This is a genomic window from Pseudoalteromonas sp. CO342X (assembly GCF_004208915.1).
Classification (GTDB): domain Bacteria; phylum Pseudomonadota; class Gammaproteobacteria; order Enterobacterales; family Alteromonadaceae; genus Pseudoalteromonas; species Pseudoalteromonas maricaloris.
This window is the reverse complement of record NZ_SGPH01000006.1, coordinates 90,755-103,275: the sequence shown is the minus strand read 5'-3', so window position 1 is coordinate 103,275 and position 12,521 is coordinate 90,755. Positions and strand designations below refer to the sequence as shown.

10 protein-coding genes and 1 tRNA gene are annotated in these 12,521 nt (G+C 44.1%); 6 read left to right on the top strand and 5 right to left on the bottom strand.

Annotated features, from left to right (window positions below):
• Window positions 1-102: 102 nt before the first annotated feature.
• The 3 genes from EXT47_RS01345 to deoC all read right to left on the bottom strand — a co-directional run bounded on the left by EXT47_RS01345 (window position 103) and on the right by deoC (window position 1,509).
• Window positions 103-179, bottom strand: a tRNA-Trp gene (locus tag EXT47_RS01345).
• Window positions 180-275: 96 nt separating this feature from the next.
• Window positions 276-776 carry a hypothetical protein gene (locus tag EXT47_RS01340; protein ID WP_130125756.1) on the bottom strand — a complete coding sequence of 167 codons (501 nt, stop codon included), beginning with the start codon at window positions 774-776 and terminating at the stop codon, window positions 276-278.
• Complete coding sequence (gene deoC / locus EXT47_RS01335) at window positions 760-1,509, bottom strand: deoxyribose-phosphate aldolase (RefSeq protein WP_010607817.1); 750 nt, start codon at window positions 1,507-1,509, stop codon at window positions 760-762. The genes EXT47_RS01340 and deoC overlap by 17 nt, the downstream gene beginning before the upstream one ends.
• A 401-nt stretch (window positions 1,510-1,910) precedes the next feature.
• Here deoC and cysG point away from each other — a divergent pair, with 401 nt between their 5' ends.
• Genes cysG through cysQ form a run of 6 tightly spaced genes read left to right on the top strand, consistent with a single transcriptional unit; the run spans window position 1,911 to window position 8,829 of the window.
• The gene (cysG, locus tag EXT47_RS01330; protein WP_130125755.1) at window positions 1,911-3,332 is read left to right on the top strand and encodes a siroheme synthase CysG; all 1,422 of its coding nucleotides are present in this window, start codon (window positions 1,911-1,913) and stop codon (window positions 3,330-3,332) included.
• 42 nt (window positions 3,333-3,374) lie between these two features.
• Window positions 3,375-4,274 carry a sulfate adenylyltransferase subunit CysD gene (gene cysD / locus EXT47_RS01325; RefSeq protein ID WP_010376235.1) on the top strand — a complete coding sequence of 300 codons (900 nt, stop codon included), beginning with the start codon at window positions 3,375-3,377 and terminating at the stop codon, window positions 4,272-4,274.
• Complete coding sequence (gene cysN, locus EXT47_RS01320; protein WP_130125754.1) at window positions 4,274-5,689, top strand: sulfate adenylyltransferase subunit CysN; 1,416 nt, start codon at window positions 4,274-4,276, stop codon at window positions 5,687-5,689. The genes cysD and cysN overlap by 1 nt, the downstream gene beginning before the upstream one ends.
• A gap of 33 nt (window positions 5,690-5,722) precedes the next feature.
• A complete protein-coding gene (locus EXT47_RS01315; RefSeq protein ID WP_172439990.1) occupies window positions 5,723-7,447 on the top strand; it encodes an SLC13 family permease in 1,725 nt (574 codons plus the stop codon).
• Window positions 7,448-7,458: 11 nt separating this feature from the next.
• A complete protein-coding gene (gene cysC / locus EXT47_RS01310) occupies window positions 7,459-8,055 on the top strand; it encodes an adenylyl-sulfate kinase (protein WP_010607813.1) in 597 nt (198 codons plus the stop codon).
• 3 nt (window positions 8,056-8,058) lie between these two features.
• The gene (gene cysQ / locus EXT47_RS01305; RefSeq protein WP_039494571.1) at window positions 8,059-8,829 is read left to right on the top strand and encodes a 3'(2'),5'-bisphosphate nucleotidase CysQ; all 771 of its coding nucleotides are present in this window, start codon (window positions 8,059-8,061) and stop codon (window positions 8,827-8,829) included.
• Between the two features lie 34 nt (window positions 8,830-8,863).
• Here the strand turns inward: cysQ and EXT47_RS01300 are convergent, their stop codons facing one another.
• Window positions 8,864-9,694 carry an arylamine N-acetyltransferase gene (locus EXT47_RS01300; protein WP_130125753.1) on the bottom strand — a complete coding sequence of 277 codons (831 nt, stop codon included), beginning with the start codon at window positions 9,692-9,694 and terminating at the stop codon, window positions 8,864-8,866.
• A gap of 133 nt (window positions 9,695-9,827) precedes the next feature.
• Complete coding sequence (locus EXT47_RS01295) at window positions 9,828-12,485, bottom strand: bifunctional diguanylate cyclase/phosphodiesterase (protein WP_240701581.1); 2,658 nt, start codon at window positions 12,483-12,485, stop codon at window positions 9,828-9,830.
• Between the last annotated feature and the right edge of the window lie 36 nt (window positions 12,486-12,521).

Genomic DNA, 12,521 nt, shown 5'->3' with positions numbered 1-12,521 from the left:
ACCCTGCATAGAACAGGGTAAATCCATTCAATCCAAATTTACAAATAAGCGACTTAAGTGGTTTTGGGTCACGTTATTTTAAATGTGGACTTGTTGCTGAATTGGCAGGGGCGGCAGGACTCGAACCCGCAACCATCGGTTTTGGAGACCGCTGTTCTACCAATTGGAACTACGCCCCTGCAAAGTGGATGCCCATTATACTGACGAAGCAAACGAAAACAAGTGTAAAAGATATGCAAAGTAACATTTAATCTAAACTTAGTTTTGCGACGTCTTCAGAAAAGACGCAATAAATCTCCGTGATAAAAATCACAAAGCACCCAAACTTGCTCAAATGGGTGACAATCAGGGATCTCCCAAGTGGCTTTTAAGCGCTTAAAATCGCCAAGATGATAAATGGGGCTAGCATTTCGAATTAACAACCAAACGCGTTGTGAATCATAGTGTTTTTTAGCTTTTTGATTGAGCAACCGCTGTAAACCGATACTCAGTTGATCGGAGTCAGCGGCTTGGCTCATTGCTGCCAGCTCTCTTTGCGTGGAGAGAGACAGCGGACGCCCAAGCACAGCCATCGCTTCATTCTCACTGGCATAAAAATGGGCTATTTCTATATCAAGCTGTGTTTTTCCTTGATAACAACTGACGTCTGGTTTATTTGGCTCATTGTGCCAAATATGGCGCATGTGCACTGCAAACTGCTTTTCATAACTGCGTAAAAACAGTTTAGCCGCGTCATGCTCAAGTTTTATTTTTTCTGCTTCACTCGCTCTGTCCATTCACAACCACTGCTACATCACTCAATAGGCTTGAAGCACCAAATCTAAAATTATTGGCATTGAGCCACTCGGCCCCCATAATTTCTTCCGCCAATCGTAAATATCGCTGCGCTTCTACTACTGACTTTACTCCACCGGCCGCTTTAAATCCAACCGATTTACCGCTGCTTTTGATTGTCTTAAGGATAACTTCTGCCGCTTCTGGTGTAGCATTGACAGCAACCTTACCTGTACTTGTTTTAACAAAATCCGCGCCCGCCATAATGGCAAGCTGCGCGGCTTCCGCAATGAGCTTTGGCTTAGCCAATACGCCACTTTCGATGATGACCTTGAGCTTTGCTTTACCTTGACAGGCAAGCTTGCTTGAATGCACATATTGCCAAGGTGTATCTGGATCACCCGCCATCAGCTGCTGATAAGGAAGCACGAGATCAATTTCGTCGGCACCATCTGCGATTGCTGAATGAGTTTGTGCAACGACCTGCTGGAGCTTTTGCTCTCCCGATGGGAAGTTGGTCACCGTTGCTACTTTTATCTGCGACCACTCACGCTTTTCCAACTCTTCTTTTACTAACGTCACAAACTGCGGATACACACAAATAGCCGCTGGTAGTCCAATATCAGGGTTAATGCTATTCAATAACGCGAGAATGCTTGCCGGCGTATCGTCCTCTTTCAAAGAGGTCAAATCCATTAAACTCAGCGACAACCGAGCATCAGATTGTAAAGTCATTACCGTGTTCCTTTTCATTCTATGTAATAAGCCGAGGGCCTGTTCATCTTTCAAGTTTGTTTTTGCAGCAAAGGTCAACAGACCCTAGTTAAATGCATACAGCAGCACCAGAAATAGGACAAATGTCCGCATACAATTAGCTGTCGGATACGGTTTTTACTATTGTTCATTAAATGAATATCTCATAACCAAACACTATAATCGTCAAATCACAGCAAAAACTCAAGCTAATCCCATGAAATAAAAAGAAAATGAGATTTAGCCACTTTCTTTATAACTTTTGGTTATATTGAGTCGGTTTAAATTATTTTTTCCCACATTTGCAACTCTATATGCTGCGCACTATTACCGATATCAATCAATATTGATATCAACCGTCGTGATGTTTAGCAGAGGTTATCGTGCAATACTTGCCAATTTTTACCAAACTAGAAAATAAACCTGTATTGATTGTAGGTGGTGGTGAGGTTGCGCTGAGAAAGTGCCGCGCCTTTTTAAAAGCCAATGCAGCAGTCACTTTGGTTTCACCTGAGTTTTGCACTGAGCTTTTATCACTAGCAGCAGATTCAAGCGTTGCACTTCGGCATAAGCCATTTGATGCATCAGACCTAGACAATGCCATGTTAGTCGTTGCAGCAACGGATATTGAAGCCGTAAATGCAGAGGTGGCAGAGCTTGCTGAAGCGCGCAACCTTTTCGTTAACGTAGTCGACGACCAACCAAAGTGTAATTTTATTTTTCCTTCAATCGTGGATAGAAACCCTATAACGATTGCCATATCTAGTGCTGGAACTGCGCCCGTCCTTGCAAGACGATTACGAGAGAAGTTAGAAACCCTTATTCCACAGCATATTGGTCCGCTGGCAACGCTTGTTGGTCAATTCAGACATAAAGTGAAAGCGCGCTTTAAACACTTTGCTGACCGCCGACAGTTTTGGGAATCTGTCTTTGATTCAAATGTGGTAAGTGAAGTACAAGCTGGTAACAATGAAAATGCACAAATTCAACTTGAAGCCATGCTAAAAAGCACTCCCTCCCCTGAAGGCGAGGTTTATGTCGTCGGTGCCGGCCCTGGCGACCCTGAGCTACTGACGCTTAAGGCATTACAACTAATGCAACAAGCCGATGTGGTAGTGTATGATTATCTGGTATCTGACGAAATCATGGATCTTGTACGTCGTGACGCTGATTTAATCTGCGTGGGCAAAAAAGCCGGTAATCATAGTGTTAAACAAGAACAAACCAACGAGATTTTGGTTGATTTAGCCAAACAAGGTAAAAAGGTTTGTAGAATAAAAGGCGGCGACCCATTTATTTACGGTCGCGGTGGCGAAGAAGTGCAAGTATTGGCCGAAAATAACGTGAAATATCAAATTGTCCCTGGTATTACTGCTGCTGCAGGATGTAGCGCATACGCTGGTATTCCACTAACTCATAGAGATCATGCTCAAGCCATTCAATTCGTTACGGGACATTGTAAGCAGGATGGACAGGAACTCGACTGGGAAGGCTTAGCTAAGACGAATCAAACGCTTGCCGTATACATGGGAGTGATTAAATCGCCGCATATTCAGGCGCAATTACTCGCTCATGGTCGCTCGCCGAATACACCAGTGGCAATTGTTGAAAATGGCACGCGCAAATCTCAGCGTGTCGTAAGAACACAATTAGATCAACTTGCACAGACTATTACTGCGCATGATATTCAGTCGCCAGCACTATTGATTATTGGTGAAGTAGCAGCATTACATGAGCAATTAGCTTGGTTTAATAAGAACAATCAAATCAGTAGCTTTGCTCAACCCATTACGCAAGTCGCGTAATTAAAGTACAAGATAGTTAAATTTATAAGTAGGACATTAATCATGGCTTTAACCCATCTCCAGCAACTCGAAGCTGAGAGCATAAAGATCATCCGAGAGGTTGCCGCAGAATTTGAAAACCCGGTAATGCTGTATTCGATAGGTAAAGACTCGTCGGTACTGCTTCACCTTGCTCGTAAGGCTTTCTACCCAGCGAAAATTCCTTTTCCTCTACTCCACGTTGATACCAATTGGAAATTTAGAGAAATGATCGAGTTTCGCGATAGATTAGCAAAAGAGTACGGATTTGAACTGCTTGTGCACAAAAACCCAGAAGGACTAGAGATGAACATCAGTCCATTTGTTCATGGTTCATCTAAGCATACCGATATCATGAAAACACAAGGCCTGAAGCAAGCGCTAGATCAATATGGCTTTGATGCGGCTTTTGGTGGTGCGCGCCGTGATGAAGAAAAATCTCGCGCAAAAGAACGGGTTTATTCATTTAGAGATAAACACCATCGCTGGGATCCTAAAAACCAACGTCCGGAGTTATGGAATACATATAACGGTCAAGTGAACCCTGGCGAAAGCATTCGAGTTTTCCCATTATCAAACTGGACAGAGCTCGATATTTGGCAATATATCTACCAAGAAGGTATTGAGATAGTGCCACTTTACCTCTCAAAGCCAAGACCAGTTGTTGAGCGTAACGGAACATTAATTATGGTCGATGACGACCGCATGCCACTTGCCGAAGGTGAAGTGCCAGAAATGAAATCTGTACGCTTCAGAACACTTGGCTGTTACCCACTAACGGGGGCAGTTGAATCAGAGGCCGATACGCTCACTGGAATTATCGAAGAAATGTTGTTATCTACGTCGTCAGAACGTGAAGGACGAGTGATTGATCATGATTCATCAGGATCAATGGAGAAGAAAAAGCGCGAGGGGTATTTCTAATGTCAACAGCAAATGAAGTGAAAGAATTAGGCATTGAAACCTACTTAGCGCGTCAGCAAGACAAGAGCTTGTTGCGCATGATGACCTGCGGCAGCGTAGATGATGGTAAATCAACGCTGATCGGCCGTTTGCTACACGATAGCCATCAAATCTATGAAGACCAATTAGCTGCGCTACACAAAGACAATGAAAAAGTCGGCAATGCGGGTGAAGATCTAGATTTAGCGTTACTTGTTGATGGCTTACAGGCAGAGCGTGAGCAAGGCATTACCATTGATGTGGCTTACCGCTATTTCTCAACTGCGAAGCGTAAATTTATTATTGCCGATACGCCGGGACACGAGCAATACACACGTAATATGGTTACAGGTGCTTCGACCAGCGATTTGGCGATTATCCTTGTCGATGCCCGTTATGGTGTACAAGTTCAGACTAAACGCCATAGCTTTATCTGTGATTCACTAGGTATCAAACAGTTCGTTGTCGCGATAAACAAGATGGATATTGTTGACTTTGATGAGGCCGTATTTGAGCGCATAAAGGCCGACTACTTGAAGTTTGCTGAGCAACTGAATGTACAAGATATTCGCTTTGTGCCAATGTCAGCACTTAAAGGCGACAATGTTGTAAACCGCTCAGAAAACACGCCTTATTATCAAGACAAACCATTGCTGGAACTGCTGGAAGATTCTCCAGCAGCAGAGCCTAACCATGGTTTTGAAGCGCGCTTCCCAGTGCAATATGTAGTACGTCCTAACCTAGATTTTCGTGGTTTCCAAGGCACATTAACCTCTGGTAGTTTAAGCGTTGGCCAAGCGGTTAAAGTATTGCCATCAGGTAAGACTTCAACCATTAAAGAACTCGTGACTTTTGATGGCAATCTAACCCAAGTGGAAACCGGACAAGCATTCACTATCACTCTAGCAGATGAAGTCGATGTGAGTCGTGGCGATGTGATTGTGCCTGCAGAGTCGACTGCTCAGGTGACGAATCAGATCACTGCTAAGCTGGTATGGATGCACGAAACACCACTACAATTGGGTAAAAGTTATAACCTTAAATTGGGTAGCAAGAAAACTGCGGCAATCGTGAAAAATATCGAGCATACTATCGATGTGAATACACTTGAGCACGGTCAAGCCGATTCATTGTCATTAAATGAAATTGCTATCGTGACCATCGAGCTGACAGAAAATGTCGTTGCGGATGAGTATTTAAATAATCGTGAAACTGGCTCGTTTATCTTAATTGATCGCCTATCAAACCTAACCATAGGTGCGGGTATGGTGGAAACGGTTGAAGCAGCAACAGCAACGTCCTCAAGTCAGTTTAGTGAATTTGAGATTGAGTTTAATGCATTAGTTCGCAAGCACTTCCCTCATTGGCAAGCGCTTGATATTTCGAAGCTAAAATAATGCAATTTAGCCTGTTAGTCGAGGTATGACGTCATTATGGAACAAGTCATTTTAACAGGCATTATGCTAGCGTTAGTCGTGTGTCTTTTTGCCACACGCATTAACGCTGCATGGCTATTCACAGGCGCAATCGCCACCAGTTATTTGACTGGCCTCATCGATCTTGAATCGATGTTGGTGAATTATGCAAACCCGTCTTTAATCACGCTTGTGCTACTTATTCTAGTTTCTATTGCGATTGAAAAAACAACCTTAGTCAAAAAACTCGCCCACTCAATGGCACAAGGTAGTCTCGCAAAAGCGGTGATTAAACTGGGTTTATCCACCGCCTTTTTGTCTTCTTTTACTAATAACACGGCGGTGGTTGCTTCGCTTATCACCACCGTTAAAGAGAGCAAAACACATGCGCCTTCTAAGCTGTTATTACCGCTTTCTTATACCGCTATTTTAGGTGGTACGTTAACGCTGATAGGAACTTCTACCAATCTTATTGTTAATGGCTTTGCCGTAGAAGCAGGAATGGCGCCGCTGGGCTTTTTTGACTTTACCTTAGTTGGTCTCGCCGTCCTGAGTGTTGGTTTATTGACCATCACGATTATGCTCAAATATTTGCCCGACAACGGCAAAAATAATGATGAGGTCGTGCCGTTCTATTTAGAAGGAAAAGTTGAGCCAAGCTCCAAGCTAGTTGGTCGCACGGTTGAAGAAAACGGCCTGCGCGACCTTAAAGACTTATTTCTTGCTGAAATCATTCGTGGTGAACGACGGATCTGTGCCGTTACGCCACAACAAGAAATTCTAGCTGGTGATGTTCTGCTATTTGTGGGCGACATCAACTCAGTGCCACTGTTACAGCGTTTCGATGGATTAAAGATAGTCCATGATAAGCACGAGAAAGACGTTGAGCACTTAGTGGAAGTGGTCGTCAGTCAGTCTTCCCGTTTTCTTGGAAAAACCATTAAAGAGATCCGTTTTAGGGAGCAGTTTCATGCCGCTATTATTGCGATCCGTCGTGGTCATGACCGCCTACAAGGTGGGATCGGTCAGGTCGAATTACAAGCGGGCGACTCTTTAATACTAGCACCAAGCAGCGATTTTTATGCACTCCCCAATCTCAAACGCGAATTTGTGTATATCTCGGGCCTAGATTTACAAACACATCTATCTCGCAATAAGTCCAACACGGTACTTGCGAGTTTTGCGACAGTGGTTGGCCTTAGTATCTTTGGGGTTGTGCCGCTGGTAAAAGGGTTGATTGTGTTACTCGCCGCACTTGTGGTGCTCGGCACAATTAAAGTCCCAGAGATGAAACGCCGCTTTCCTATTGAGCTTGTCGCTATTGTTGGCAGTGCGATAGGACTGGCTAAGTTAATGATTGAAACCGGACTGGCAGCAGAGATTTCCTCGAGCTTATTGTGGTTGTTAGGGGATTTTGGTCCTTACGGCGCATTTATCGCCATTTTTGTGATGACTGTGATATTTACCGAGCTCATCACTAACAATGCCGCGGCAGCACTTTCATTCCCAGTAGCCTATGCGCTGGCAAGTGGTTTTGATGTAAATCCACTGCCATTTGTAATGGCGGTAGCCTTTGGCGCATCCGCGAGCTTTATCTCACCTTTTGGCTATCAAACTAACCTCATGGTGTATAGCGCAGGCAACTATCGAATTCGTGATTACGTCACCATGGGACTGCCCTTGTCATTGATTTATTCAGCAACGGTACTGACTGTTATTCCATTTGTCTTTCCATTTTAATAGAGCAAAGTATGGACGAAAATATTGTTTGGCATAACTATGCCGTAGATAAAACAAAACGTAGCGAATTAAAAGGTCATAAGCCTTGCGTGCTTTGGTTTACAGGCTTTTCAGGCTCAGGGAAAAGCACCGTGGCCAATGCACTTGAGCATGCACTGCAAGCTAAAGGCATACATACCTACCTCCTTGATGGGGATAATGTCAGGCATGGACTGTGTAAAGACTTAGGGTTCAGTGATGAGGACCGCGTCGAAAACATTCGTCGAGTGGGTGAACTCAGCAAACTCATGGTCGATGCGGGACTAATGGTACTCACCGCTTTTATCTCTCCTTTTCAAGCAGAACGAGACATGGTGCGTAACTTAGTCGCAAGCGGCGAGTTTATTGAAGTATACCTAGATACGCCGCTTGCAGTTTGCGAGCAACGAGACCCTAAAGGTTTGTATAAAAAAGCGCGTGCTGGAGAAATAAAACATTTTACTGGCATAGATTCGGCGTATGAGCCCCCAATTAGTCCAGAAATATGTTTAAATACTTCCGAGCAGTCGCTGGAAGAATCTGTCCAGCAGCTAATACACTATCTACTGTCAAAAAATTTAATAGGGTAAGTCATGAATCATACGGATCTGCTGGAAGAAGTATTAAATCTGAGTATTCGCGCTGGTGAAGCGATTATGGAGATTTATGCCAAGGACTTTAATGTTGAATATAAAGAAGATGAAAGTCCCGTCACTGAGGCAGATCTCGCTGCACATCAAATTATTGTTGCAGGCCTTAAAACCCTCACTCCCGAAATGCCGATATTAAGCGAAGAAAGCGCAGGAATAGATTGGCAAGAGCGCCAACAATGGCAAGAGTATTGGCTAGTTGACCCCATTGATGGCACCAAGGAATTCATCAAGAAAAATGGCGAATTTACGGTAAATATTGCACTTATTAATAACGGTGAACCCATTCTTGGTGTTGTTCATGCTCCAGCACTTAATGAAAGCTACCTTGCAGAAAAAAGTATTGGCGCGTTCAAGCAAACGGGTGAAGCTCGCATAGAGCTCAAAGTCACCACCAAGCCCAATCAGGGTTTAATCAAAGTAGTTGGCTCGCGCTCACACCCTTCACCAGATTTAGCCGAGTACCTTACCCGCTTCGAGCAAGTCGACATGGTGCCTAAAGGCAGTTCACTTAAGTTATGCTTAGTGGCCGAAAGTAAAGCCGATGTTTACCCTCGTCTTGGCCCAACTTCAGAGTGGGATACCGGAGCAGGACACGCGGTGGCAAGTATCGCAGGGGCAAAGGTCAGCCAAGTGAATGGAGAGCCTCTGCGCTACAATCAAAAAGCCGAGTATCTTAACCCCTATTTTGTGGTTTCTAGGTTGGAAGACTAAGCTAGAAGGTGGTAATACCGTAAAACCAGTCGAATTAACGTTCGACTGGTTTATTTGCGGCGCGAGTTAGGACTTTATCGTATACGCTTTTTAAAACTGCTCTTGGCGTTTCAAGCAAAAATGTCTCTTTTACTAACTGCTCTAGCTGAGCAAAGCTCTCCACTTTAGTTTCAGTAACACTACCATCACATTCATGCCATTCGAAATAACTCTGATTACGCAGTAAATAACGGTGGCAATCTGTAATTCGAGAGACCACTAAGTTATTCACAAACGCCGCTTCAGGATGTTGATGGGAATAAAAGTGTGCCACTTCACAATCGGATTCGAACACTTCAGCAAGATCGACATGATATAAAGTGAGCGGTGCTTCTCCTTCCTCTAACAGAGTCACTTTGACTGTGTCTGCTGTTTTTTGTACTTGATAAGTCTGCCGACCTTGGATAGTTAAGGCCTGATTGATGTTAATCGGTACACGAGGCGACTTCACTCCAAAGCCTACATCAACCAAGTACTGCTCACCATCCAAATTAAGCAATGTCATCCGGTGAGAACGAGGATTGGAGGAGCTACCATTTAGCATTACTCTCGCAAGAACCGGCCTTACTGTAAACCCAAGCTGTTGCAGCGCTAAAAATGCCACCTTGTTATGCTCAAAGCAGTAGCCACCTTGTTTGTTGGTCACTAAACGGCTAAATAGTGGTAATGGGTCAAGCAACAGACGCTCACCATACATGGCATTAATACTTGAGAAGGCGTAGCGAGAAAGGTGTTTTTGTTGTAACTCGGTGACCAGCTCAACCCCAGCAAAGTGCTGTAACGATAAGCTGCTAAGATATTGATTGATATTCGCTTCTAATTCCATGACTGACTCCTAAAGTTGATGGAGGCAGGTTAAAACCTCAACCCATGTTAAGGTCAATAGGTATTTTCACTTTTTCAGCCATTATTTCTATCACCTAATGAGATGTCACTTTGTTATCCAAATCTCAGGTTAACTAGGCAAATAACTGATGCACTTTTTTGTTCGGTGAAACAAGGCATTTAGCTTCAGCCACAACCAGTGGCTTCGACATAAAATAGCCTTGCGTTTGATGACAATAAAGCCTTGATAACGTATCAAGCTGCGCTGCCGTTTCAATGCCCTCGGCTGTCACGACAAGGTTAAAGCTGTGCGCAATCGCGCAAATCGCTTCAATGAGTTGCGTCGCCTTACCGCCCAGCTCAATGCCGGACATAAAAGCCCTATCTATTTTAATGCCATCCACGGGAAGATGATTGAGCCGGGCAAGGCTGCTATAACCTGTGCCAAAGTCATCAATATAGATGCCAAATCCCGCTTGATGAAGTTGTTCCAGCGGCCCTATAAGCATGTTTTCCTCTGCCATCATGGCGGATTCTGTCAACTCAAGCTTAATTTGTTTCATCGCAACATTTTCATCCTCACAGCGAGACACTAACCAATCGATAAATTCCTGCGACTGGAGTTGCAACGGAGAAACATTAACAGCAACAAAAAGGGTGCTGTCTCCTACGGCATTGATAAAATTGAGCGCCTGATCAAATACCCAGCGACCAAGCTCTGAAATCTTCGCGCATTGTTCTGCGATGGGAATAAATTCCGCAGGACTTACTTCTCCAAGTGTTGGGCTATTCCAGCGTAGTAGCGCTTCGAACCCTTTTAAATTCTGCCCTTTTTGACAATAAACGGGCTGCAAATTCAGGCTTAGTTCGCGAGACATGACTATTGCCTGTAGCGCTTGCTCAATCTGGATCTTTCGACCTGCTTCGCAAGCGATTGCATTAGTGAATATGTGATAAGTGTTCTTGCCTCGCTTCTTTGCCTCATACATTGCAATATCGGCATCATGTAGTAGCTTCTCAGCATCGCAATGTAGACACGGAACGGTAAAGTGGCGTACGCCAACGCTACCACTAACACAGTGGCTGTTACCCTGATACAGAAATGGCGCTCGGATCCGCGCAAGAATATCTTCAAGCACCCCCTCAATTGGTTCATGTAGATGCTCATCGTAAATAAGGACGGCGAATTCATCACCGCCAAGCCGGGCAATATCGGCATAGCTACTAAGCAGCATACGCATTCTTGTTGCAAATTCGATAAGTAGCTTATCGCCGGCTTGATGGCCTAAGGTATCGTTTATTAGCTTAAAGCGGTCTAAGTCAATATATAGCAAAGTAAACTTGGCGCGTTTTCGCTCACGGAGCTTATCAACCAAAGACACGAAGCTCTGACGATTTAGCAGATCGGTCAAGCTGTCATGTTGCGCTTTATATCGCAATTGTTCTTGGAACAGTTTAGCCTGAGTAATGTCCGTCACTCTCCCCTCATACAGGCAACTATCCGGTTGATGCAGCCAATGCCCAGAATGTCTAAGCCAGATATGCTCTCCCGATTCTGCTTTTGCTAACCACTCCATTTCTTGGTGAGCTTGCTTAGTGGCAACAATCTGGTTCCACTGCTCATGACACTCAGAGTCTTGCATAAGTGCACTAAAGTCTGTGTTTGGCGAAGGAATACGCCCACCAAAAAGTAACGCATTGAAAGCGGGGTTGGAGTCAATAATGTAGCCCCGGCGGTCTAGTACAAATAAGCCTTCATGGCTATTAACGAATAAACTTTTATATTTACGCTCTGCAGCGACCTGTTGCTGCAAAGCCCCTAACCGTTTATTAGATTCGACTTGTAACCTGTGCTTAGACACCTCTAGGCTTTTAGTTCTTTCAACAACTAAATTATTGACGGTGTCATTGCGATTTTTCAGTTGTCTTAGCTGGAGCCACACCAATAAAATACAGGCGGCCAGAATACCTAAAAAGAGTACAATCAGTACGCTATGGTTATTTAACCAACTTGGATGTAAACACGCCTCATCATACAACTGCATGGTAATGGGCAAACCATAAAAATTAATGGTGTGCACCGCACTTGGCGTTAAATTATGAAGGTCGAAGCGCTTCTGCCAATCGGAGCTATAAATAATTTCTTTTTTTGAAGAGACCAATAAGTGTTGCTTACGCTGCTGATATAATTGGCCAAATAATGAATCCAATAAAAAAGGTAACTCAAAACTTAATCCCAGTAGCGTTTTAAACTCTCCAAAACGCGGTTGCTCAATCAATACACTGAGTTTTTGCCTATTTGGCCAGACATAGGTCGTTAAGTCATTCTCATCCCGCTCTGCAAAAATATCTCTCTCAAGCACCTCCCCCTGCCCGACGGTCTGACCAACTTCAGACACAGGTGCAGCACGGGTAACCACCAACCATTGGTTAGCCTGTTTATCTAGATTGCCTCTAATTTTAAAGTCAAAATACCCTCTTTCTCGCTGCACTTTCTCTAATATGGAGAATTGATCAGGTGAAACCACTGCGTATGTTTCCATACTCAACCCTAAATTCGCAGTGGTAAGCTGTGATTGCGCTATCTCATAAAAGTCTGCATCTTGATGGGTGTTGAGGTAAGCGTCTATCGAATACAGTAGGTGAGCAACGTGTTGCAACTTACTATCCAGTAAGTATTCTAATCGTGTCAACTCCTGCGCACTTTTGCTTTCTGATTGGTTTTGGTAGTAAACATTCGCTATCAAGCCAACATATATCAAACAGGCGAACAGCAAGATGAACCCCAGCACAGGAAGCCTTCGCTTAAAAACCTGCTGAGCGCTATG